The 23,692-nt window shown below is 67.0% G+C and carries 24 protein-coding genes; 12 read left to right on the forward strand and 12 right to left on the reverse strand.

Going from position 1 to position 23,692, the window contains the following annotated elements; genetic code table 11:
- Positions 1–77: 77 nt before the first annotated feature.
- Positions 78–2,066 (reverse strand): threonine--tRNA ligase, encoded by a 1,989-nt coding sequence (thrS, locus tag ACT009_RS07145; RefSeq protein WP_445193642.1) that lies wholly within the window; start codon positions 2,064–2,066, stop codon positions 78–80.
- A 117-nt stretch (positions 2,067–2,183) separates the two neighbouring features.
- Positions 2,184–2,999 carry an LD-carboxypeptidase gene (locus ACT009_RS07150; protein WP_445193643.1) on the reverse strand — a complete coding sequence of 272 codons (816 nt, stop codon included), beginning with the start codon at positions 2,997–2,999 and terminating at the stop codon, positions 2,184–2,186.
- Between the two features lie 67 nt (positions 3,000–3,066).
- On the opposite strand from ACT009_RS07150, the gene ACT009_RS07155 reads away from it, so the two are divergent.
- The 11 genes from ACT009_RS07155 to ACT009_RS07205 all read left to right on the forward strand — a co-directional run bounded on the left by ACT009_RS07155 (position 3,067) and on the right by ACT009_RS07205 (position 10,782).
- Complete coding sequence (locus ACT009_RS07155; RefSeq protein ID WP_445193644.1) at positions 3,067–4,503, forward strand: glutamate ligase domain-containing protein; 1,437 nt, start codon at positions 3,067–3,069, stop codon at positions 4,501–4,503.
- Positions 4,504–4,571: 68 nt separating this feature from the next.
- Complete coding sequence (locus ACT009_RS07160; RefSeq protein WP_445193645.1) at positions 4,572–5,684, forward strand: YjgN family protein; 1,113 nt, start codon at positions 4,572–4,574, stop codon at positions 5,682–5,684.
- Positions 5,684–6,748 (forward strand): M48 family metallopeptidase, encoded by a 1,065-nt coding sequence (locus tag ACT009_RS07165; RefSeq protein ID WP_445193646.1) that lies wholly within the window; start codon positions 5,684–5,686, stop codon positions 6,746–6,748. The genes ACT009_RS07160 and ACT009_RS07165 overlap by 1 nt, the downstream gene beginning before the upstream one ends.
- 41 nt (positions 6,749–6,789) lie before the next feature.
- Positions 6,790–7,281: a TlpA family protein disulfide reductase gene (locus tag ACT009_RS07170; RefSeq protein ID WP_445193647.1), complete on the forward strand. Its 492-nt coding sequence runs from the start codon at positions 6,790–6,792 to the stop codon at positions 7,279–7,281.
- Positions 7,282–7,328: 47 nt separating this feature from the next.
- The gene (locus tag ACT009_RS07175; protein WP_445193648.1) at positions 7,329–8,081 is read left to right on the forward strand and encodes an alpha/beta hydrolase; all 753 of its coding nucleotides are present in this window, start codon (positions 7,329–7,331) and stop codon (positions 8,079–8,081) included.
- Positions 8,078–8,371 carry a hypothetical protein gene (locus ACT009_RS07180; protein ID WP_445193649.1) on the forward strand — a complete coding sequence of 98 codons (294 nt, stop codon included), beginning with the start codon at positions 8,078–8,080 and terminating at the stop codon, positions 8,369–8,371. Before ACT009_RS07175 ends, ACT009_RS07180 begins: the two co-directional genes overlap by 4 nt.
- A complete protein-coding gene (locus tag ACT009_RS07185; protein WP_445193650.1) occupies positions 8,356–8,757 on the forward strand; it encodes a tetratricopeptide repeat protein in 402 nt (133 codons plus the stop codon). Before ACT009_RS07180 ends, ACT009_RS07185 begins: the two co-directional genes overlap by 16 nt.
- 63 nt (positions 8,758–8,820) lie before the next feature.
- Positions 8,821–9,255, forward strand: coding sequence for a VOC family protein (locus tag ACT009_RS07190; protein ID WP_445193651.1), 435 nt, complete (start codon positions 8,821–8,823; stop codon positions 9,253–9,255).
- Positions 9,222–9,983: a hydroxyacylglutathione hydrolase gene (gene gloB, locus ACT009_RS07195; protein WP_445193652.1), complete on the forward strand. Its 762-nt coding sequence runs from the start codon at positions 9,222–9,224 to the stop codon at positions 9,981–9,983. Before ACT009_RS07190 ends, gloB begins: the two co-directional genes overlap by 34 nt.
- 38 nt (positions 9,984–10,021) lie before the next feature.
- On the forward strand, positions 10,022–10,432 hold the full coding sequence (locus ACT009_RS07200; protein WP_445193653.1) for a hypothetical protein: 411 nt from the start codon (positions 10,022–10,024) through the stop codon (positions 10,430–10,432).
- Positions 10,429–10,782, forward strand: coding sequence for a hypothetical protein (locus ACT009_RS07205; RefSeq protein WP_445193654.1), 354 nt, complete (start codon positions 10,429–10,431; stop codon positions 10,780–10,782). The genes ACT009_RS07200 and ACT009_RS07205 overlap by 4 nt, the downstream gene beginning before the upstream one ends.
- An 81-nt stretch (positions 10,783–10,863) precedes the next feature.
- On the opposite strand, the gene hslU is transcribed toward ACT009_RS07205, so the two are convergent.
- The 8 genes from hslU to ACT009_RS07245 all read right to left on the reverse strand — a co-directional run bounded on the left by hslU (position 10,864) and on the right by ACT009_RS07245 (position 17,443).
- Positions 10,864–12,156, reverse strand: a complete 1,293-nt coding sequence (gene hslU / locus ACT009_RS07210; RefSeq protein ID WP_445193655.1) for an ATP-dependent protease ATPase subunit HslU — start codon at positions 12,154–12,156, stop codon at positions 10,864–10,866.
- 120 nt (positions 12,157–12,276) lie between these two features.
- Complete coding sequence (gene hslV, locus ACT009_RS07215) at positions 12,277–12,819, reverse strand: ATP-dependent protease subunit HslV (RefSeq protein ID WP_445193656.1); 543 nt, start codon at positions 12,817–12,819, stop codon at positions 12,277–12,279.
- 373 nt (positions 12,820–13,192) lie between these two features.
- On the reverse strand, positions 13,193–13,606 hold the full coding sequence (locus ACT009_RS07220) for a holin family protein (protein ID WP_445193657.1): 414 nt from the start codon (positions 13,604–13,606) through the stop codon (positions 13,193–13,195).
- A gap of 48 nt (positions 13,607–13,654) precedes the next feature.
- A complete protein-coding gene (locus ACT009_RS07225; protein ID WP_445193658.1) occupies positions 13,655–14,194 on the reverse strand; it encodes a glycoside hydrolase family 108 protein in 540 nt (179 codons plus the stop codon).
- Positions 14,195–14,274: 80 nt separating this feature from the next.
- Positions 14,275–15,162 carry a DMT family transporter gene (locus tag ACT009_RS07230; protein WP_445193659.1) on the reverse strand — a complete coding sequence of 296 codons (888 nt, stop codon included), beginning with the start codon at positions 15,160–15,162 and terminating at the stop codon, positions 14,275–14,277.
- Positions 15,163–15,248: 86 nt separating this feature from the next.
- Positions 15,249–16,235 carry a cell wall hydrolase gene (locus tag ACT009_RS07235; RefSeq protein WP_445193660.1) on the reverse strand — a complete coding sequence of 329 codons (987 nt, stop codon included), beginning with the start codon at positions 16,233–16,235 and terminating at the stop codon, positions 15,249–15,251.
- A 40-nt stretch (positions 16,236–16,275) separates the two neighbouring features.
- Complete coding sequence (locus ACT009_RS07240) at positions 16,276–16,635, reverse strand: response regulator (protein ID WP_445193661.1); 360 nt, start codon at positions 16,633–16,635, stop codon at positions 16,276–16,278.
- A 274-nt stretch (positions 16,636–16,909) separates the two neighbouring features.
- Positions 16,910–17,443 (reverse strand): MucR family transcriptional regulator, encoded by a 534-nt coding sequence (locus tag ACT009_RS07245; protein ID WP_445193662.1) that lies wholly within the window; start codon positions 17,441–17,443, stop codon positions 16,910–16,912.
- 226 nt (positions 17,444–17,669) lie between these two features.
- Here ACT009_RS07245 and ACT009_RS07250 point away from each other — a divergent pair, with 226 nt between their 5' ends.
- Positions 17,670–18,692 carry a cupin-like domain-containing protein gene (locus tag ACT009_RS07250; RefSeq protein WP_445193663.1) on the forward strand — a complete coding sequence of 341 codons (1,023 nt, stop codon included), beginning with the start codon at positions 17,670–17,672 and terminating at the stop codon, positions 18,690–18,692.
- A 10-nt stretch (positions 18,693–18,702) separates the two neighbouring features.
- On the opposite strand, the gene ACT009_RS07255 is transcribed toward ACT009_RS07250, so the two are convergent.
- Together ACT009_RS07255 and ACT009_RS07260 are read right to left on the reverse strand one after the other, a co-directional pair.
- Entirely contained in the window at positions 18,703–20,217 is a 1,515-nt protein-coding gene (locus tag ACT009_RS07255; protein ID WP_445193664.1) for a tryptophan halogenase family protein, read from the reverse strand.
- Between the two features lie 278 nt (positions 20,218–20,495).
- The gene (locus tag ACT009_RS07260; RefSeq protein WP_445193665.1) at positions 20,496–23,642 is read right to left on the reverse strand and encodes a TonB-dependent receptor; all 3,147 of its coding nucleotides are present in this window, start codon (positions 23,640–23,642) and stop codon (positions 20,496–20,498) included.
- Positions 23,643–23,692 lie beyond the last annotated feature (50 nt).

A 23,692-nucleotide genomic window follows, 5' to 3' on the forward strand; every position in this document is an offset into this window, starting at 1 on the left:
TATGGGTAGACTCCTGTCGTCGTTAGTGGGTCGGTCTCCGTCGCATCATAGCGCAAAGCGGGCGCGGCGGGAACCGATCACATATCGGGGGCGCGGGCCTCGTCCACAAGCGCTGCGATCGCGGTGGCGAGCGGGACGATCTCCTGCGCCTGGCTGCCGAGCCGCCGGACCGCGACCTTGCCCTCCTCCGCCTCTCGCTTGCCGACCACCAGCAGCACCGGCACCTTCGCTAGGCTGTGTTCGCGCACCTTGTAGTTGATCTTTTCGTTGCGAAGGTCGGTCTCGACCCGAATACCGGCGCGGCGAAGCTGGTCCGACACCTCGGCAGCATAATCGTCCGCGTCCGACACGATCGTCGCGACCACCGCCTGCACCGGCGCCAGCCACAGCGGGAAGCGGCCTGCATGATGTTCGATCAGGATGCCGATGAAGCGTTCGAAGGTACCGAGGATCGCGCGGTGGAGCATCACCGGGCGGTGGCGATTGCCGTCCTCCCCGACATAGCTGGCGTCGAGTCGCTCGGGCAGCACGGTGTCGGTCTGGATCGTGCCGACCTGCCAGGTCCGCCCGATCGCATCGGTCAGGTGGAATTCCAGCTTCGGTGCGTAGAAGGCGCCCTCACCCGGCAATTCTTCCCAGCCATAGTCCACGGTGTCGCGCCCGGTCGCCGCGACGGCATCGCGCAGCGACTGTTCCGCCCAGTCCCACATCTCTTCGGAACCGAACCGCTTATCCGGGCGCAGCGCCAGCTTGATTGCATAGCTGTCGAAGCCGAGGTCCTTGTAGACGCTGTCGAGCAGCTCGCAGAACTTGCGCACCTCGTCGACCAGCTGATCCTCGCGCACGAAGATATGCGCGTCGTCCTGGGTGAACTGGCGCACCCGCATGATGCCGTGCAGCGCGCCATGCGGCTCGTTGCGGTGGCAACAGCCGAACTCGGCCATGCGGATCGGCAGGTCGCGGTAGGACTTGATTCCCTGTTTGAAGATCAGGACGTGCGCCGGGCAGTTCATCGGCTTCAGCGCCATCAGGTCGCCTTCGCCCGACAGCACCGCGCCTTCGTCCTCGATGTTGGGCACTTCGTCCGGCACGACGAACATGTTCTCGCGATATTTGCCCCAATGGCCCGACTGTTCCCATTGCCGGGCGTCCATCAGCTGCGGCGTCTTGACCTCCGCATAATCGGCGGCGTCCAGCCGGCGGCGCATATACGCTTCGAGCTGACGCCACAGCACGAAGCCCTTGGGATGCCAGAACACCGAACCCTGCGCTTCGGACTGGAGGTGGAACAGGTCCATCTCCTGCCCGATCTTGCGATGATCGCGCTTGGCGGCCTCCTCCAGGCGGAAGAGATGCTGGTCGAGCTGCTTCTTGTTGAGCCAGCCGGTGCCGTAGATCCGGCTGAGCATCGCGTTCTTCTGGTCGCCGCGCCAATAGGCACCGGATACGCGTGTCAGCTTGAACGCCTGCGGATCGAGCTTGCCGGTCGACGCCATGTGCGGGCCGCGACACATGTCGAGCCAGTCGCCCTGGCGGTAGATCGTCAGTTCCTCGCCCTCGGGAAGGTCCGCTGCCCATTCGGCCTTGAAGCGTTCGCCCTGCTGGGTCCAGCGGTCGATCAGCTGCTGGCGCGACCATACTTCGCGCACGAACGGCTCGTTACGGGCGATGATCTCGCGCATCTCCGCCTCGATCGCGGGCAGATCCTCCTCGGTGAAGGGGCGCTCCTTGGGGGCGAAGTCGTAGTAGAAGCCGTCGTCGGTCGCGGGGCCGAAGGTGATCTCGGTGCCGGGAAACAGCTTCTGCACCGCCTCCGCCATCACGTGCGCGAGATCGTGGCGGACGAGCTCGAGCGCGTCCTTCTCGTCCCTGGCGGTCACCAGCGCGAGCTGCGTGTCCCCCTCGAACGGCCGATTGAGATCGCGCACCTGCCCGTCGATCCGCGCCGCCAGCGCCGCCTTGACAAGGCCCGGCCCGATCGCGGCCGCCACATCCGCCGGAGTAGTCCCCGGCGCTACCTCGCGGACGGAACCGTCGGGCAGGGTAATGCGGAACATGGCGGACATGAGTGACTCGATCTTTCGTTTGGGCGAACCGCGGGCTTATGCCGTCGAGAGCGCGGGATAGGCAAGCGACTGCCAATCCGATGGCGCATCGGTGATCGTCTTCACCAAGCGTTCCCGTCACACCAGCCCGAACGGCACCACATGGTTAGTCTGCGTGTGACCGATCTCCGCGCGACCGAAATACGGCACCGCCATGTCGCGGCACCAGCGGTTGATCATCGTCTCGATCGGCTCGTTCCAGCTTGAGCTGTTATCCTTCACCGCGGTAAGCGCGCCGAGCCGGACCCCGGCAACCCCCTTCAGCTGGGTGGCGCCCGCCATGTTGAAGAGCAGCCGGTCGATATTGTACATCGGCTCGGACACCTCCTCGATCATCAGCACGTGATCGGCGAGATCGGGCAGCCACGGCGTGCCGATCAGGTTGCCGAGGATCGTTAGGTTGAACGCCGCCGCGGGCCGTCCCGCAAGTCCCGGTTCCAGCCCGACGGTCTCGCGTCGTGCCATCCAGCCGAGCGACCGGGCCACGGTGACGTCGCCGTCCTTGCGGTTGATGTCGATCGGCATCGGCCCATGCGCCGGCCGCCCGATGCCGCGCGCGTAGAGGGCGCCGAGCAGGAACCCCATGTCCGAGTAGCCGACATAATCCTTGTGTCGCGCCGCCGGCCCCAGCTTCGGCATCACCTCCGCCAGTAGCCGGTTCGATCCGTAGCCGCCGCGCGCGAACCACACCGCCGCGAAGCCCGGATCGTTGGCGATGTCGAGGAATGCCGCCGCCCGCCGGGCGTCGGGCCCGGCGAAATGGCCGTCATTTTCGAAGCATTGCGGGTGGAAGACGAGATCGACCTCGGGATAGGCGACCGCCGCGAAGGCGGTGAGCGGCGCCACCACGTCGGCGTCGACGGTGTTGGCGGGGGCGACGATGCCGATCTTCATTGCGCGTCCCCGAGCCAAGTGCCGCCGACCTTGCCCGGCGGCGGTAAATTGCCGATAGCGCGCCGCGATGGACGGCGGCAACCTTTCGGGCAGATCCTGTTTCTTCGTCGGGATCGGCGGATCGGGGATGATGCCGCTGGCGATGATCCTCGCCGGGTGCGGCGCAAAGGTCGCAGGGTCCGACCGTTCGCTCGACCAGGGCCGTGTCCCGGCGAAGTTCGACGATCTCGCGCGACGAGGTGTCGCGCTGTTCCCGCAGGACGGCAGCGGCATCATCGCGGCGGACCAACTGGTGATCGCATCGGCCGCGGTCGAGGCGAGCGTGCCCGACATGGTGACGGCGGCGCGGCTGGGCTGCGAACGCGCGACGCGGGCGGAGATGCTGAGCGCGCTGTTCAACGCCAGCGCGCTGCCGATCGGGGTCGCCGGCACCAGCGGCAAATCCACCGTTACCGGGATGATCGGCTGGATCCTCTACGCCTGTGGCCGCGATCCGACGGTAATGAACGGTGCGGTGATGAAGAATTTCGCGAGCCCCGACGTGCCCTTCGCAAGCGCGCTGGTTGGGAATGGCGACGCGTTCGTCAGCGAGGTCGACGAGAGCGACGGATCGATCGCGGGCTATCGGCCGCGGATCGCGGTGCTCAACAATGTCGGCCTCGATCACAAGGAGATGGACGAGCTGCGGCTGTTGTTCGCGGGCTTCATCGCGGGTGCCGAGGCCGCGATCGTCAACATCGACAACGACGAGGCGGCAACGTTGGCGGCAACGCTGCCCGCAAAGCGGGTCGCGACGTTCGCGATCGACCGCGAAGCCGATTTCCTCGCCCGCGAGATCGTCGAGGCGCCGTTCTCGGTGACGTTCGAGCTGATCGTCGCCGGCGGCGCGCCGCGCACGGTGACGCTGCAGGTGCCGGGCCGCCACAACGTCGCCAACGCGCTGGCCGCGATCGCGGCGTCCGTCGCGGCCGGCGTGACGATCGACGAGGCGGTGGCGGCGATCGCCGGGTTCGTCGGGTTGCGACGGCGGTTCGATCTGGTCGGCGAGGCCAACGGCATCGCGGTGATCGACGATTTCGGGCACAATCCCGACAAGATCGCCGCGACGCTCGATACGTTGCACGCCTTTCCGGGCAAGCTGCTGATCCTGTTCCAGCCGCATGGCTATGGCCCGCTGAAGGTGATGGGTCGCGAGCTGATCGGGATGTTCTCGGAGCGCATGGCCCCGCAGGACCTGCTGATCCTGCCAGACCCGGTGTATCATGGCGGGACGGTCGCGCGCGACGTGACCAGCGCCGACATCGCTGCAGGCATCGTCGCCGCCGGCCGCGATGCGCGGCATTTTCCCGACCGCGAAGACGCTGCGGCGCTGCTGGTTCGCGAGGCGCGCCCTGGAGATCGGATCGTCCTGATGGGCGCGCGCGACGACACGCTGGCGCTGCTGGCAGCGCGTATCATCGCAGCGATTTCGGGCGATGCATCGATTTCTCCGACCGACGACTAAGTATTCGTCTGGCTCTTGACCTTTGCGCCGGCTTCCCGCTCAATCCGGCGCAGGGACGGGGGATGATAATGACTGACGAAGCGCCGCGTGGCGACACGGCTGGGGGCAGCCGCGCCTTTGGATTTACGGGAACGTGGCGGGATTATGCGCCGATCGCGTTCACCAACCTGCTGCTGACCATCGTCACGCTCGGGATCTACACCTTCTGGGCTCGTACTCGCACCCGTCGTTATCTGTGGAGCCACACGCGCTTCATCGACGACCGGCTGGAATGGACGGGCACCGGACTAGAACTGTTCATCGGTTACATGCTCGCGATCCTGTTCTTCGTGGTGCCGTTCGGCATCATCAACCTGGTCCTGCAGGGCGTGCTGCTCCGCGGTCATGCAGGGTTCGCGGCGTTGATCGTCGGGATCCTGTACCTGTTGCTGATCTACCTGATCGGGATCGCGATCTTCCGCGCGCTGCGCTACCGACTGACCCGCACCTATTGGCACGGCATCCGCGGCGGCAGCGACGATACCGGCTTCCGGTACGGCGTTTCGTATTTCTGGCGCACCCTGCTCGGATCGGCCGCGCTCGGGCTGATGATCCCGTGGTCGATGACGACGCTCTGGAACAAGCGGTGGAACGCGATGAGCTTCGGCTCGTCGGCATTCGCGGCGAGTGCGGCATGGAAACCGATCTTCCCCCGCTTCCTGCTCTTTTATCTCGCGCCGATCGCGCTGCTGGTGCTGATTGCGGGGTTCGCCGGGGCCGTAGCCGGCTTCGGATCGCTCGCGGATTTCTCGACGTCTCCGACACCGGGAGCGATCATCGCCGTGGTGATCGCGGTGGTCGTGTTCTACCTGCTGTTCTTCGGGGTGCTCGGGTTGGTCGCGATGATCTATTACTCGGCCTTCTTCCGCGAAGCGGTCGGCGCCACAACGCTCGGCAAACTGAGTTTCGCGTTCGACGCGACGACGATGGACTGGATCAAGCTCTATCTCGGCAACCTTGCGCTGGTGGCGTTGACGCTGGGCATCGGCCTGATCTTCGTCCCCTATCGCAATTGGGCTTTCTTCATTCGCCACATGGAGGCGTTCGGCGAGGTCGATCTCGACGACTTCACCCAATCCACCACCCGCACGCCGAGCCAGGGCGAGGGGCTGCTCGACGCGTTCGACGTCGGCGCCTTTTGATGGAGCCGACAGCCGGCGAGGCCGTCGTCTGGCATTATGACGGCGTCAGCGCGCTGCGGCGGCGCGCGACGATGGAGGTGCGCGGCGACGAATTCGTGCTGGTCGAACCGGGGCGGACGTCGGGGCCGATCGCCTTCGCCGATCTGGTGGCAGGCGACGCCATGGGCGCGCCGCCGAGCTTCGGGCTGAAGCGATCGCCGGGATGGAAGATCCTGTTCGACGGCCAGGTGCCGATGTCGATCGCGACGCGGCTGCCGCGACAGGCGCGCTATGGCCGGGTCGTCGACCGCTTCGGCCTGTGGCCCTCGGTCGCGGCGTTCGGCGTGGTTGCGGCGCTGGTGATCACCGGCGTGCTCAATGCGCCGCCGCTGCTGGCGCGGATGATCCCCCAGTCGGTCGAGCAGCGTATCGGCACGGTGATGATCGGCGATTTCGGTCGTAACGGCTGCGCCGATCCCACCGGCGAGGCGGCGCTGCGCGCGCTGGTAAGCCGGGTTGATCCCGACGATGCCGCGGTCGAAGTCAGCGTAGTCAAACTGCCGATGGTCAACGCGGTGACACTGCCCGGTGGCCGAATCGTCATCTTCGACGGCCTGCTCGCCGACGCCAAGTCGGCCGACGAAGTCGCCGGCGTGATCGGACACGAGATTGGCCATATCCGCCACCACGACGTGATGGAGTCGCTGCTCCGCCAGCTCGGCCTGTCGGTGGTGCTCGGCGGGCTCGAAGGCCATGTCGGCGGGTACACCAATGCGCTGATCGCCACCGCCTATTCGCGCGGAGCGGAGGGGCGTGCCGACGGTTATGCGATCGATCTGATGCGCGATGCGAAGATCTCGCCGCAACCAACCGCCGCCTTCTTCACGCGACTCGGCAAGGGCGCCGGCAAGGCCGAACGGATGCTTTCCTATCTTGCCTCGCACCCCGTATCCGCCGATCGCGCGGCCCGCTTCCGCGCGGCGGCCCAGCCAGTCGCCTATCGCCCGGCGCTCGATGCGACGCAGTGGCAGGCACTGAAATCGATTTGCCGCGCGACGAAGGGCGAACAGGGTTGGCGGTTCTGACTGGCCGCACGGTCATTGGGGGAGGCGATATGCGACGGTGGATGATCGGACTGGCCGTGACGTTGGCACTGCTCGGCGGCGGACCTGCACAGGCGAAGACGCTGAAGGTCGGCGACGTCGCGCCGCCGTTCGAAGTCACGCTGATGGACGGCACGAAGCTCAAGTCGACCGAACTTCGCGGCAAGGTGATCGTGCTCAATTTCTGGGCGACTTGGTGCGTGCCCTGCAAGCGCGAGCTGCCGCTGCTCGACAATTACTATCGCCTGCGCCGGGATCACGGGCTCCGCGTCTTCGCGGTCGCGACCGAGGATTCGGTGCCCGCCTCCAAGCTCAAGCCGCTGTTCGCCGCGATGGCGATGCCCGCGGTGCGCCGGATCAAAGGGCCCTATGGCGTGATCGAGGCGCTGCCGACGAACTTCATCATCGATCGGCACGGGATCATCCGCTACGCGCAAGCCGCGGCCTTCGAGCTCGACGAGCTCAATGCCATCCTGGTGCCGCTGCTCCGCGAACCCGAGCCGCCATCGTCTTGACGACAACATGCTTCCAACCGGCATGCCGCTGCCGCTAGGACGCGGGCATGACCGATGCTCCCCAGCCGAGTTCCGCGCCGGCGCTCCGCCCGCGCTCCCGCCTCGCCTATCATCACCGCCGCGGCACCGGGCCCACGATCATCTTCCTGCCCGGCTACGCCTCCGACATGCAGGGCACCAAGGCGCTGGCGCTGGAAGCCTGGGCGATGGCGGCAGGGCGCGCCTTCCTGCGGTTCGACTATGGCGGCTGCGGGCAGAGCGAGGGCGAGTTCGAGACGCAGACTTTTATCGGCTGGCGTGACGACGTGCTCGCGATGATCGACGACGTCGCGGAAGGACCGGTGGTGCTGGTCGGATCGTCGCTCGGCGGCTGGCTGATGCTGCACGCCGCGATCGCGCGCGCCGATCGAGTCGTCGGATTGGTCGGCATCGCCCCCGCCCCCGACTTTACCGATTGGGGTTTCACGCTCGACGAGAAGATGGCGATCCTCAGCCACGGCAGGATCGAACGCGCGAACCGCTACGGCCCCGCCCCGACGGTCTATACCCGCGGCTTCTTCGCGTCGGGCGAGGCGCACCGGCTGATGTTCGGAGAGATCGCGATCGACGTGCCGGTGCGGCTGATCCAGGGCCAGAAGGACCCCGACGTGCCCTGGGCGCGGACCTGCCGGCTCGCCGAGCTGCTCCGTTCAGCCGACGTCCAGACATGGTTGGTGAAGGACGGCGATCACCGGCTGTCACGCGAGGCCGATCTCGCGCTGGCGATCCGCGCGGTGGAGGAAGTGATCGAACGCTCATGATCCTGCCGATGCTGCTGCTGGCGGCGCAGACCGTCCCCGCCGCACCTGTCCCCTGCGGATCGCGCGGCAAGCAGACCGCGATCGCCGCCTGCATCGCGCGCGAAGCGGTCACCGCGGGCAATTGGGCAGCCGCTGCCGCCGCGTTCGAGACCGCGGCGCAGACCAGCGCGTTCGGCCGCGACTCGCAGGGCGCCGCGTTCTGGGCGGCCGCGGGCAATGCCTGGCTGACCGCGGGCGAGATCGCCAAGCGCGCGCCGCGCTCGACCACGCGCTTGTGGCGGGGACGCTGACCGGACAGGCGCTCGGCGACACCCAAATCGATCATGCCCGCACGATGGTGGCGCTCGGCGACACCGCCGCGGCACGGCGCGATCTCGATCTCGCGCTCGCCAACGTGCCCGACGATCCGCTCGCTTGGCTGCTGTCGGCGACGCTGGCGCGGCGATCCGACGATCCGGCGCGCGCCAAGACCGACATTGCCGAGGCGATCAAGCGCGCACCGGCAGACGCCGCGGTGCGACTGGAGGCGGGCAACATCGCCGCCAAGGCCGGCGACGAACCCGGCGCCCGCGCCGCGTGGGCAGAGGCGGTGCGCCTGGCCCCCGCCAGCGCGCAGGGCCGCAGCGCCGCGGCGGCGCTGGCGCAGTTCGAGCCCGCGACGCCCGCCTCGCGGTGAAGGCTGGCAGGGGTCGTCGCCCGGCCCTATCTTGGTGTCAGCAACCAGCGGAGGCCGAGACGCATGAAATACCTGCATACCATGATCCGCGTCAGCGACCCCGATGCGACGATCGCCTTCCTTGAGCTCGTCGGCCTGAAGGAGGTCCGCCGCCTGGAAAGCGAGAAGGGCCGCTTCACCCTGATCTTCCTGGCCGCGGACGAGGACATGGCCGCACCCGGCGAACGCGCGCGCGCCGAGGTCGAGCTGACGTACAATTGGGACCCCGAGGAATATAGCGGCGGGCGCAATTTCGGGCATCTCGCCTACCGCGTCGACAACATCTACGAGACCTGTCAGCGGATTCTCGACGCCGGCTTCACCGTCCATCGGCCACCGCGCGACGGCCACATGGCATTCGTGAAAACGCCCGACGGTATCTCGATCGAGTTGCTTCAAGACGGCGTGCTCGAGCCGGCCGAGCCATGGGCGTCGATGCCGAACAGCGGCAGCTGGTGATGGCGCTGGAGATCGTCCGCGTTCCGGTGCTCAGCGATAACTACGCGTGGCTGATCCACGACGGCGACGCCGGCGAGACCGTCGCGGTCGATCCGGGCGAGGCGGGGCCGGTGCTCGCCGCCGCGGCAGCGCACGGCTGGACGGTCGGGCAGGTCTGGACCACCCACTGGCATCCCGATCACACCGGCGGCAATGCCGAGATGCAGGCGGCGGGCGCGCGGATCACCGGGCCGGCCGCCGAAGCCGCGAAGATCCCGACGCTCGACGCCACCGTGGCGGAAGGCGACGAGGTCCGCATCGGCGCGCACGTCGCGACGGTGATGACCGTTCCCGGCCACACGGCGGGCCATATCGCGTTCCACCTTGCCGAGGATCGTGCGATCTTCACCGGGGATACGCTGTTCGCGATGGGCTGTGGCCGGCTGTTCGAAGGCGACGCCGCGGACATGTTCGCGAACATGCAGCGCTATGCCGCCTTGCCGGACGACACGATGGTCTATTGCGGGCACGAATATACCCAGTCGAACGGCCGCTACGCGCTGGTCGCCGAGCCCGACAATGCCGCAATCGTGACGCGGATGGCCGAGGTCGATGCGGCGCGGGCGCGGGGCGAGGCGACGGTGCCTACCAGCATCGGACTGGAACGCGCGACCAACCCGTTCCTGCGGGCCTCGTCGGCCGCGCAGCTCGGCGATCATCGCCGCGCCAAGGATTCGTTCCGCGGCTAATCCGCGGGTCGTGCGTTGAGGAGGGGTGGAGGTGTTCGATGCGTAGCCTGTTGATCCTGGTGCCCCTCGCCGCCCTCGCGGCGTGCGCGCAGACTCCGGCCCAGACCTCGGCGGCGGCGCAGGCGGGCGCGGCGGCGCAAGTCGAGCTCGACAAGGAGCTGGCCGGGCTGGTCCCGGGCGCACCGCGCAACTGCATCGATCCGCGCTGGTCGCGCCAGGTGAAGAGTTATGGCGGCACGATCCTCTACAGCGATATCGGCAGCACCAAATATCGCAGCGACACCGGCGGCGGCTGCGAGCGAATCGGGCGCGGCGACGTGCTGGTGACCCGTACGTCGACCGGGCAATTGTGCCGCGGCGATATCGCGCGGACGATCGACCCGGTCTCCCGATTCCAGACAGGCAGCTGTTCGTTCGCCGCGTTCGTGCCGTATCGGAAGCCGTCATGAAGCCCATCCTCGCCCTCCCCGCGCTCATGCTGGCGCTCGTCGCCGCCAAGGACGATCCCTTCGCCGGGCGGGTCGCGCAGGCGCCGGTACAGTGCATCGACCCGAGCTTCTCGGGCGGTCCGGAGATCACCCGCGAAGGCACGATCATCTATCGCCCGGTCGGCAAGAAGATCTACGTCAACACCCCGATCGGCCCCTGCCCGTCGCTCAGGCCCAACACCACGTTGATCATCGAGCGCTTCGGCTCCCAGCAATGTCGCAACGACCGGTTTCGCGTCGTCGATCCGCCGCAGACCATTCCGTCGCCTTATTGCCGGTTCGGGTCGTTCGTGCCGTGGGTAAAGCGGTAGGGCTTCACGCCGGCTTTACTGTGCTCCCGCGAAGGCGGGAGCCCAGTACTGGGTCCCCGCCTTCGCGGGGACACATGACGATCACAACACGAACCGGCTCAGATCCGTGTTGCGCGCGATTTCCTTCAGCTGGCCGTCTACATAGGCGGCGTCGACCACGACCGGGTCCTTGCGGTCCTCGGCGTCGAAGCTGACTTCCTCGAGCAGCTTTTCCATCACCGTCTGCAACCGTCGCGCGCCGATATTCTCGACCTGGCCGTTCACCTCGGCAGCGATGCGCGCGATCGCGGCGATGCCGTCCTCGGTGAAGGACACTTCGACGCCCTCAGTGGCGATCAGCGCCTTGTACTGGAGCGGTAAAGACGCCTTGGTGTCCGACAGGATCGACACGAAATCGGCCTCGGTCAGCGCCTTCAGCTCGACCCGGATCGGCAGCCTCCCCTGCAGCTCGGGCAGCAGGTCCGACGGCTTGGCGACGTGGAAGGCGCCGCTGGCGATGAACAGGATGTGGTCGGTCTTCATCGGCCCGTATTTGGTCGACACGGTGGTGCCTTCGATCAGAGGCAGCAGGTCGCGCTGGACGCCTTCACGGCTCACCGATCCGCCGCGCACGTCGCTGACCGCGATCTTGTCGATCTCGTCGAGGAAGACGATCCCGTTGGCCTCCGCGTCGGCCAGGGCGACGCGGCTGACCTCGTCCTGGTCGAGGCGCTTGTCGGCTTCCTCCTCGACCAGCTTGTCCCAAGCGGCGCGAACGCCGAGCTTGCGGCGCTTCAATTGCTGGCCGCCGCCGAACGACTTCATCATCTCGCCAAGGTTGATCATCTGCGGCGCGCCGCCCGGAATCTCGAACGGCATCGACGGGGCCTGTTCGATCTCGATCTCGACCTCCGCGTTATCGAGATGGCCGTCGGCGAAGCGCTGGCGGAAGCTTTCGCGGGTCGCCTGGCTCGATCCCTTGCCGGTCAGCGCGTCGAGCAGCCGCTCCATCGCCGCTTCCTCGGCCTTGTCCTTCACCGCGGTGCGACGGCGTTCCTTCTCGAGCCGGATCGCCTCCTCGACCAGGTCGCGCGCGATCTGTTCGACGTCGCGGCCGACATAGCCGACCTCCGTGAACTTGGTCGCCTCGACCTTCACGAACGGCGCATCGGCGAGCTTGGCCAGGCGGCGGCTGATCTCGGTCTTGCCGCAGCCCGTGGGCCCGATCATCAGGATGTTCTTGGGCGTGACCTCGTCGCGCAGATCGGCGGACAGCTGCTGCCGCCGCCAGCGGTTGCGCATCGCGACCGCTACCGCGCGTTTGGCGTCCGCCTGCCCGATGATATGCGCGTCGAGCGCGGCGACGATGGCCTTGGGGGTAAGTGCGTCGTTCATGATGTTCCACTTGCTCCCCTCCGGTTCGCGGGAGGGGCTGGAGGGCTTTTCGGGTGAGAGGTGGGCTCGTGGGAACAGGCCCTCCCCCCCCCCCTCCCGCAAGCGGGAGGGGGGAGTCGTTCAGCTGGTGCTGTCCATGCTTTCAACGGTCAGCCGGTCGTTGGTGTAGACGCAGAGCTCCGCCGCGATCGCCATCGCCTTGCGGCAGAGCTTTTCCGCATCCTGCTCATACTCGACCAGCGCGCGCGCCGCGGCGAGCGCGAAGTTGCCGCCGGAGCCGATCGCCGCGATCCCCGCTTCGGGCTCGAGCACGTCGCCGTTGCCGGTAAGGATCAGCGTCACGTCCTTGTCGGCGACGATCATCATCGCCTCCAGGTTGCGGAGGAACTTGTCGGTCCGCCAGTCCTTGGCGAGCTCGACCGCCGCCCGCAGCAGCTGCCCCTGATGCTGCTCCAGCTTGCGTTCCAGCCGCTCGAACAGCGTGAAGGCGTCGGCGGTCGCCCCGGCGAACCCGCCGATCACCGACCCGTCGCCGAGCCGGCGGACCTTGCGCGCGTTCGGCTTCATCACGGTCTGGCCCATTGAGACCTGACCGTCGCCGACCAGCACGACCTTGCCGCCGCGCCTTACCGAAAGAATGGTGGTGCCGTGCCAGACCGGCATGGCGTGTGGATCGTTCCCGCTCATGAGGGGCGATGTAGGGAGCGTGAGGGGCGGGTGCAAAGGGGCGCCACCCCGTAGAGGCTCGTTTGCGCGCAGAGACGCGGAGCACGCAGAGACAGTGCGCCGCAGGCGCTTGTTCTCCTCGACGCAACCCGACGCGTTGCGACCGATCCTTCGCGCCTTCGCGCCTTCGCGTGAACCATCCGCCTGCCGGTGATATTTCACGCGAAGGCGCGGAGGCGCGAAGATACACCTTATGGGCGACGTTCCGTGACACGAACGACGCCGACCGATGAACCGGCTGCGCCGCAAACCCTCCGCGTCTCCGCGTCTCCGCGCGAACATCCTTCTTCGTCGCCAGGACGCCACGATCCTACCGGTCGACGCCCTTCGCCTTGCCCCAGCTGCGCGCCAGCGTGTAGCCGAGATACCCCGTGCCGAAGAGCGCGTAGAGTGGTTCGGGGATGCCGTTCAGATACGCGTTCATGCCCGCTGCGATCGCCTGCGCGGTCTGTGGGCGGACCGCGGCGATCAGGCCCATCGGGATCGCCCAGAGCAGCAGCGCGTACATCACGTAGAGGAAGCTCGGGCGCGCCCTGCTGGTCCAGGGATCGGCGGATTGCGCCTCGGCGAGGATCGCCGCCATCTGCGCCTTGGCGCGTTCCAGCTCCTGCACGCCGTCGAGCTTGAGGAGTTCGAGCTTGGCGGCGTCGCGTGCCCGCGGATCGGGAATGACCTTGTCGAGGATGCTGGCGACCGGGCCGATGATACCGTCGAAAATGCTCATGATCGAGCTCCTGTTTGTTGCCGAACGTTGAATAAGTTGAAGTTGACTTCAACCAATGCGGTTCACGAGCCAGCCGTAGAGAAAGGCTTCGTTGGCGGGGCGGCGCTCGGTGATCGCGAGATAGCGTTCGCCCTGGAGCGCCTCGATGGCCTTCACCAGCACGACCTCCCCCGCCCTGCCCCTGCGCGCCAGGAAGGCGTCGAGCGCGGCCAGCGTCCGCGTGCCGATCCGGCCGTCGGCGGCGATGTCGGGATAGTCGCCGGCGCCGCGGTTGAGCGCGTTCAGCGCGCGCTGGAGGAAGCCGGTGGCGACGACTGGTCCGAGGTTTACGCCCGAATCGAACAGCTCCCTAGCGAGGGCCGGCGCGCGGTCCGCCACCCGGTCGAAGCCCGGCGCCTGCCAATAGTCCGCACGGTAGATCGCCGCGGCGACGCTGCGCGGCAGGGCGCGCATCTCGCCGTCATAGCCGCGGGCGCGGGCGACGGCTTCGGTGATGCCCCAGCGGGTCGCACCGCCACGGTCCGCCGGGTGATCGCTGTAATCGCCTTCGCGGGCGATCACCGCGTCGATCAGGGTATCGATGTCCATCGTCGAAGCTCCTTGCAGGGAGCGGCGATGGAACCAGATGGGTTCGCTGTAGGACAGCGATTTCTATGGCGAGGTCGCGTTCAGGGGCGTTCGCGGACCAGCAGCAGCGGCGCCACCTGGTTGCGGCGCAGGACGATGATCAGCACCCCGAGCAGGGCCAGCGCGCTGCCGACGATCAGTCGCGTGTCGAGCCTGTCGCTGGTGATCATCACCCCGAAGCCGATCGTCGACAGCGGCGTCATCAGCGTCAACGGCGCGAGCAGGTTCGCCTCGTAGCGATCGATCAGCATGTAATAGCAGGTGTGCGCGAACACCGACACGACGAGCGCGGCGAACAGCATCGCGGCGACGAACGGCCACCCCGCCGCGATCGCGCTCGGCCACTGGTCGTGCTCGGTCATTGCCGACGCGATCGACAGCGGCAGGAACGACATCAGCCCGACCCACGCCTGGAACCGGAGCGGCGCGACGTTGTCCATCTGCTTCATCAGGATCGCACCCGCGGATCCGGAAAAGGCCGCGGCGACGATGAACCAGAGCCCGGTCGACAGCGACAGCCCGGCGGGATCGTACACCACGATCAACACCCCGCAGAGCGTCAGCGCGATGCCGAGGCCGCGGCGCCAATGGATCTTCTCGCCCAGGATCAGCACCGACAGCAGGGTGGTGATCGGTACGCCGACCTGGCTGACCACCGCCACCGCCGACGGCGACGCGGTCTGCAAGCCGATGAACAGCAGCGCGAAACTGCCACCGCCCATCAACAGCCCGACCGCGGCGATACGCCATAGCGGCCGCGGCGCGGGCAGCAGCCAGGGCAAGGTCACCACCACCACGATCCCGAAGCGCACCGCGGCATAGAAGAGCGGCGGCACCGCCCAAGGCCCGACCACCAGCTTGCTGACGACGTTGCTGAAGCCCCAGGTGAGGCAGATGAGCACGAGAAGCGCGAAATCGCGACCGCGCATGTGATCCCTTCCCCCGATTGCGACGAGACCGGGGTAGACCGTAACGCGGACTATATCGACTGGCTGTGGTGCGCTGCGGCCGTGCGCTAGATCGCGCCGTCCTCGCCGTCGATTGCCACCTCGCCGCTGTCGTAAGCGTCGCCGCCGCCCTCGGGGCCGCCGACGCCGCGGTGGATGCGGACTCCCGAGACGATCATCCGCTGACCCCGCGTCGCCGCGATCGAGGCGGCCGACGCGGTGCCACGGTGGACGGTGACCGAACCGGCCCCCTCGTCGTCGCCGGCATAATGCACGGTCACGCCGCTGCCGCCCTGCGCATAGTCGCCGCCATAGCCGCCGGCATAACCGGCCGCCGCAACGTTGGGCTCGTAGCCGGCATAGCTTTGGCGGAACGAGAACGCGCGTTCCATCGCGTTGCGCCAGCGATAGAAGACATGCGCGCCGACCGTGGCGATCCGGGTCAGGCTCGGCGCCCACCAAGGCAGCATGTAGCTGGCATGGTAGGACGTCGCCGCCCCGACCGGCGCATAGACCGCCCCGCCCAGTGCCGCGGCGGCGACCGCACGCGCACGCTCCCACGAATTCTCGTCGCGGCGGCGGTACATCGATCCGTCGCAGGTGAAGCTGAACTGGCAGCCGGTGCGCCGCGTCGATCCCTGGTAGACGACGCCGCAGACGCTCCGCGGGAAGGCGCGGTCGCGGACGCGGTTGAGCACCACCTGCGCCACCGCGCGCTGGCCGTCGAGCGGCTCCGATCGCGCCTCGTAATAGACCGCGGCGGTGAGGCATTCGAGCGCCCGCCCCGCATCGTCGGGCGATTGTCCGCCGACATCGAAGGCGGGGGCGCCGTCGCTCGACACGAAGCGGCGATCGTCGGCCGGCAGCGGCTGGTCCGCAACGTCGGTCGGCACCGCGAGCGCCATCCCGCGCAGCAGCGCATCGGTAGTCGTCACCGGCAGCTGCACCATTGTCGCCGGCGGCGCAACGCCGTGGGGCACGCACGACGCACCGACCAGCAGCGTCGGGATGCCGATCATCAGGCGCAGTTCGAGGCGGATCGGGATCAGGCTCATCCCGCCCCCGCCTAGCGCCCAGGCATTGTAGATCGGTTAACTAGAAGCGGCGGACGGCGTCGAGCAGGTCGGTGCGCCGGGTGTCCTTGTTGAGGAAGGTGTCGGCCCCCGCGGCCAGGCAAGCCTCCTGGTCCTCGCGCGAATTGAGCACGGTCAGCGCGACCACCGGGATGTGCCGGGTGTCGTCGCGCGACTTCAGCGTGCGGATCACGTCCTTGCCGTCCATGTGCGGCAGGCGGATGTCGGCGATGATCAGATCGGGCCGGACGGTGACCGCCTCGGTATGCGCCAGCCGCTCGTCGGCCACGACATGAACGGTGTGACCATCCATCTGGAGCCAGATCGTGAATAATTTTCGGTGCAGCGCAGTGTCTTCGATCAGCATTATCAGCTTGGACATACTGGATCCGCTCTCCACGCGCCGATGTTCTGCACGGACGGCATGACGCCAACCCAGCCACTTGCCGGCGTCTGGTACACGGGCAGCAGCGCACCGAACAGATGGATTTGCAGCCTAGCGGATCAATTGTGTGATCAATGCTCGGGCGGTGCCGAGCATTGATGACGTCATGGCATTTTGTTGATTGCCACGCGGGAGGACCGCTGGGGTCTTGCGCTGTGGTAGAGCAGGAGGACGAAGGCGGATCGTCGGACCCGCCTTCGTCGACCGTGGATCAGCCGAGATGCTCGGTCGCGGCCTGCTTGGCTTCGGCGGCGGTCTTGCGGGCCTTGCGGGCGACCGCCTTCACCGGTGCGGCGACCGCGTCGGCGGCATCGGTCGCGGCCTTCTTCACGGTCTGGCCAGCCTTGCGGCCGAGGCCGATCCGCTTGGCCATTTCCGACCGCGAGGCGGCGTAGGACGGCGCGACCATCGGATAATCCGACTTCAGGCCATAACGCTCGCGATATTCGGCGGGGGTCATGCCGTTGGTCGAAAGGTGGCGCTTCAGCGTGCGATATGGCTTGCCGTCGATCAGCGAGATGATGTGATCGGGCGACGCCAGCGATTTGCGCACCGTCGTCGCGGGCGTGTATTCGGGCGAGGCCGTTTCGGCATCCGCGGTCGGCGCGGAAAGACGGTTCAGCGCGGTATGCATCTGCTGCAGGAACGCGGGAACGTCATCGGCATTGGTCCGGGTATTGTGATTGGACAACCACGCAACGGTCAATTCTGTGGCAAGCTCGACCGTCTTGTTCGCTTCGATCAATGTACAAGTCCTTCTTCGTTCAACCCTGTATCCTGCGCTAATTGGCGTCTCTCGATGTTTATGCAACCGTTACTTGAACTAAATGTCAGCGTTTCACTTCAAGATTGCTGCAAACAAGGCGATCTGCGTCGGCACAGATCGGCCGACGCCATCGCCAGGTTGTCAGCACGGGCGATGATCCGGTAACAGGAGCGCAGGCGCACCGATCGCGCCGGGTGGACCGATCATGACCTCTTCCGCGACCCGATACGTCCAGGAACGCGACGCGATCGATCCTGCGCGATTTGCCGAGGAAGTCGCCGCGGCATACCGGCCGCTGGTCCTGCGCGGCCAGGCGCGGCATTGGCCCGCGGTTCAGGCGGGATTGCGATCGGACGAAGCGCTGGCGGATTACCTGCGCGGGTTCGACGGCGGCAAGCCGGTCGAGGTGCTGATCGGCCCGCCCGAGATCGAGGGCAATTTCTTCTACGACGACGCGATGAGCGGCTGCAATTTCCAGAAAAGGTTCGGCGGCCTCTCGGCGTTGCTGACCAAGCTGTTGCAGTTGCGCGACGTGCCCGAGCCGCAGGCGCTCTACGCCGGGGCGGCGGGCGCGCGCGAGACGTTGCCGGGCTGGGCCGACGAGAACCCGTTCCCCTTCCCGGTGCCCGAGGCGGTGCCGCGGGTGTGGATCGGCAACGCGTCGCACGTCTCGACGCATTTCGATGAATCGAGCAACGTCGCGATCGTGGTGAAGGGCAAGCGCCGCTTCACGCTGTTCCCGCCCGAGCAGGTCGACAACCTCTATGTCGGGCCGTTCCACTTCACCATCGCGGGACCGCCGGTCAGCATGGTCGACCTCAACGCGCCCGATCTCGATCGCTACCCGCGCTTCGCCGAGGCGATGGAGCATGCGGTGGTGGCGGAACTGGAGCCGGGCGATGCGCTCTACATCCCGCCGATCTGGTGGCACAATGTGCAGGCGGCGGGGACGTTCAACGTCATGGTCAATTACTGGTGGGATGCGCCGCATGCGAGCTCGGCGCTGTCGGCGATGATCCATTCGATCCTCAGCATCCGCGACCTGCCGCTGCCGCAGCGCCGGGCGTGGATGCGCTGGTTCGAACGCTATGTGTTCGGCGAGAATGCGGAGCATGCGGCCGACCATCTGCCGCCACACGTCCGCGGCGTCGTCGGCCCGGTGTCGGCCGCGCGGAACGCCGGCATCCGCGAGCATCTCGCGCGGGGGTTCGACGCCGACGCGGGGTAATCGTCGGGGCTCAGCCGGCCGCGCAGTTTCCAGCGATAAAGTCCGCATGAGTCGGCGCCTTCGCGATCGCGGAGTCGATCGACGTGCGGATCCGCGCCAGCGCGCCGCGCAGTTCCTCCTCGGCGAAGTAATCCGCCAGCGGGTCGTGAACGGCGGGCAGCAGATCGAGGCCGGCATAGAGCGACAGCCAGCTTGGATCCTGAAACGATTCCCATTCGTAGCGGACGAAGGCACCGCGCGCCTTGAACAGCGCGATCTTGCGCGCGAGCGGCTCGGGCAGTTCGATCGCGCGGACCGCGTCCCACATCGGCTCGCCCTCGCGGCGGTTCGCCGAATAGTGGAGCAGCAGGAAGTCGCGCACGCGCTCCCATTCCAGCCGTCCCTTGCGATTGTATTCGTCGGCCAGCACGGGATCGCAGTCGCGGGTCGGGAACAGCTCCAGCAGCCGTTCGATGCCGGTCTGGATAAGGACGATGCTGGTCGATTCCAGCGGTTCCATGAAACCCGCGGCCAGCCCGAGCGCGATGACGTTGCGGTGCCAGAACCGCGTGCGGTGTCCGGTCGTGAAGCGGATCATGTTGGGCTCCGCCAGCGCCTCGCCTTCCAGCCGCGCGCGCAGCGTCGCGACCGCCTCGTCGTCCGAGACGTGGCGGCTGGCATAGACATAGCCGTTGCCGACGCGGTGCTGAAGCGGGATGCGCCATTGCCACCCTGCGGCCAGCGCGGTCGAGCGGGTAAACGGCGTCAGCGGGCCCCCATGGGTGCACGGGATCGCCACCGCGCGGTCGCACGGCAGCAGGTGCGACCAGTCTTCATAGCCCTGCTGCAGCGCGCCCGCGATCAGCAGCCCGCGAAAGCCGCTGCAGTCGATGAAGAGATCGGCGGCGAGCGCCCCTGCCTCGCGCGTCTCGACCGCGGCGACGAAGCCGGTCTCAGGCGCGAGCGCGACGTCGGTGACGGTCGCCTCGACATGGCGGACGCCGAGCCCGATCGCCAGCGTGCGCAGGTATCGCGCGTAAAGCCCGGCATCGAAGTGCATCGCCCAGTCGTACACACCGAAGTCCGCGCCGGGCCGCTCCGCCGCGGGCGCGAAGCGCCCAGCCGCCGCCAATTGCGTGCCGAGATTATAGGTGCCGAGGTCGTGGGAATCGCCTGCCGCGCGCATCCGGAGCCAATATTGGTGGAACTGCACCCCGCGCGATCGCGAGCCGTAGAGCCCGAAGGGGTGGAAGAAACGCTGCCCCGGGCGGAGCCAGCCGTCGAACTCGATGCCGAGCTTGGCGGTGCCCTGGGTCGCGCGCATGACGTCTAGATCGTCGACCCCGATATCACGGTGGAAATCGCGAATCGCGGGCACCGTCGCCTCGCCGACCCCGACGGTGCGGATATCGGGGGATTCGACGACGGTAATCGTCACCGGCTGCCGCTCCAGCCGCCGCGCGAGCAGGATCGCCGCCATCCAGCCCGCGGTTCCGCCGCCGACGATCAGGATCGAGCGGATCGCGCGTTCGCCGGTCGGGTTCATGTGGGCAGCCTAGCTAAGCGTAGCATTCGATCCACCCGTTTTTCGATCCGCGTGGAGCCGGGCGCTTCGCGAGATGCGCAATAAACTTCGTCACCCCGGACCCGATCCGGGGTCCCGCTTAGCAGCAAAATCAAGCGACCGCGCCTTTGCGAGTCAGCGGGACCCCGGATCAAGTCCGGGGTGACGGGCTGTATGTGGCTCAAGCACATCGAATGACGAGCCGCCCGAGACGAAACAGCCCGCGGCCGATGATCGGCCGCGGGCCAGGGGGAACGGGATCAGAACTTCACGCGAACACCCGCCGCGAACCGGCGTTCGTAGATGTTGTTGTAGGCATGCTCTTCCGGGAAGGTGAGATAGTATTTCTCGTATTCGCCGGTGAAGTTTGACGCCTGGCCGAACACGGTCAGGTTGCTGTTGACGTCGTAGCTGACCGTCGCGTCGAAGTAGTTGGTCGGCTGCTGATAGAGTTCGAGACCGGTGATGCCGCCGAAGTTCTGCGACACCGCGCGCTTGGACCGGTAATTGTAGGCCACGCGCGCCGACAAGCCGCCGCCTTCGAAGAACAGCGCGGCGTTGCCCTGGAACCGCGAATTGTCCTGGAACGGAATGGTGTCGCCGGCGAGATCCTTGAAGCCCGAATCCGACGGCGAATAGGTGAAGTTGGCGTCGACGCCGAATTTGCCGAGCAACCCGTTCATGCCAAAGTCCGCCGCCACCAGCTTGGCCCCCAGCTCGACCCCCTTCAGCGTGCCGCCCGCGCCCTGGATCGGCGTGCTGATCGTCACCGTGCGATTGCGGACCACGCCGTCGTTATCGGGCAAGTCGGTGCGCTGGATCGAACCCTGCTGGATGAAGCTCGCGACGTCGATGTAGAACACCGCGGCGCTCAGCAGGCTCGAGCGTCCGACATACCATTCGAGCGAGGCGTCGAAATTGTCGGCCCGCCACGGATCGAGCTGTGGGTTGCCGTTGGAATTGCCGCCGGTGACGCGGAAGATCGGCGGATTGACCGAGGTGTCGATCGCATAGTTGACGTCGAAGCCACCGCCCCATTGATTGAGGTCGAGCAGCGTCATCGTCCGCGAATAGGCGAGCCGCAGCCGGACGTCGGGCCGGAAATCGAACGACATGTTGAACGACGGCAGCACGTCGGTGAAGCTGCGTTTGGTGATGATGTCGCCCGCGTCGACCGCGGCGACACCGTAGGGCTGCGGCACGCCGGTGATGTTCTGGCGCACGCGGAACTTGGTCTGGATCACCTTCAGACCGAAATTGCCACGGAAGGGGATGCCGATGTCGACGTCGAAATTGCCCTGCGCGTACCCCGACGTCTGCTTCAGATCGATGCCGAACGACCGCCCCGGCAGCACCGTCTCGACATTGCCCGGATAGAAGGCGTTGTTGAACGCGAGCGCGTCGTCCATCGCGTGCGGATCGAGCACGTAGATCGCGGGCACGCCGCCGACCGGCAGGTTGTACTGCTTGACCGCGCCGTTGAAGCTCGGATCGTTGGCCTTGCGGGTGATGCCCGCGGTGTAGGCGTTGTCCTGCGCGCCGTCGCCATTGGCGTCGCCGCCGGTGCCGGCCGAGCAGGACGGATCGGTCAGGCGGACGTCGAACGCCTTCCACTTGACCAGGCAGCCCGCCGGATTGGTCGCGACGCCGGCATAGAGCGGTGCGGCGCGTTCGAACTCGAAATCCTCGACGCTGCGTTCGTTGTAGCGGGCGCCGAAGGTCAGGTTGATCTGTTCGTTGAACTTGTATTCGCCGTCGAGCCGGAGGACCTTCAGGTCGCCGTCGCGACGAAAGTTATTCTCCGAGCTGATCGTCTTCAGCGCGTAGGAGTTGATGTCCGCCAGCTCGGTCGTGAGCTGTTGCGGCAGGGTGAACACCGGCTGGTTGCCGGTGAAATCGATCTTGGCGGGCAGCGAGTTCAGCCCGGCGACCGTGCTGACGGTGTAGGCACCCGGATTGAACTGCACGTCGCCGGTCGGATAATGACCGATGCCGTTGTTCCACTGCGCGCCGTTCGAGAGGTTGAACTGGACGTAGCTCTGGTTCTGGTCCTGGTTCGCCTTGCCGTACAGCCCGCGCACCGTGACCTTGAACTTGTCGCCGTCGTCATACTTCAGTTCGAGATTGTAGTTTTGCGACTTGGACTGGGTGCGGATGGTCTCGGCATAGCTATCGAAGTTCGGCAGGTCGTAATTGTACACGCCGATCGTGTTGAGATTGTAGCCGCCGATCTGCGCGCCGGTGTCGCGGGTCGATCCCGGCAGGAACTCGCCCGCCTGCCAGTTGACGTTCTGGAACTGGAAGCCCGCGGTACGATCATACTGGGTCTGCTTGGTGAAGAAGGCGTCGGCGGTCAGCTCGAGCTGGTCGGTAAGCTCCGCCTGGAACGAGCCGTTGATGCCGAGGCGCTGGCGCTGGGTCTGGCGGTTCCACGCGGTATGCGCCTGCGGCGTCAGGAACGTATCGTTGATGTCGCCGTCGCCGTTGACGTCGTAGCCGGCGGGATGCGCCGGGCTGGTCGCGGTCGCGGGAACGTTGCCGACCGGAGTGCCGCGGCGGCGGTTCGGAGGCGAGAAGCCGTTCGTCGAGGTGACGTCGTCATAGCCTTCGTTATGCAGGCCGACGCCGTAGCCTTCCTGGATGCCGTTATGCTGGTTCGACAGCCGCAGGTCCGAATAGGCGGCGGAGACCAGCGCGCCGAAGCGGTCGCCGTGATAGCCGACCAGTCCGTTGACGTTGGGGTCCCATTTCTTGACCTTGTCGCCGTAGTCGCCCTCGAGCGTGCCCGCGGCGGTGAAGCCGCGCTTCAGGTCGAACGGGCGGCGGGTGCGCAGGTTGACGGTGCCGGTAATGCCGGCGTTGAGCAGGTCGGCGGTCGCCGACTTGATGACGTCCGCGCCCGCGAACAGCTGCGACGGGATGTCGTTGAAGTTCGGCTGGACCGTGGTGATCGAATTCGCGCCGAGGAAGCTTTCGCCGTTCAGCAGCGTGCTGACCTGGGGCAGGCCACGGATGTTGACCGCGGCACCCTCGCCCGCGTCGCGGCGGATCTGGACGCCGGGAATGCGCTGGAGCGAATCGGAGATGGTGACGTCGGGCAGCTTGCCGATGTCTTCGGCCGAGATTGAATCGACCACCTGCGCGGCGTTGCGCTTGACGCTGATCGCGCGTGCCTGGGCGGCGCGGATGCCGGTAACGACGATGTCGGGGCCGGCGTCCTCCGCGGTCGCGTCGCCGGTCTGCTGGGCGGTCTCCGCGCTCGGCGAGGCGGCGGTGCCGCCCGGTGGGTTGGCGATCACGCCCTGCGTGGTGCTGGTCTGCTGCGCGGAGGCCGCGGACGCGAGAACCAATGCTGTAAGCGATGCGGCGGCATACAAGCCCGCGCGCCGAGACGTGACGTCAATCATCCGAATGCCCCTTTTCCTCTCCGGTCTTCCGGCGGCGGCTGCAGCAGCGA

Source organism: Sphingomonas sp. Tas61C01, assembly GCF_052567495.1.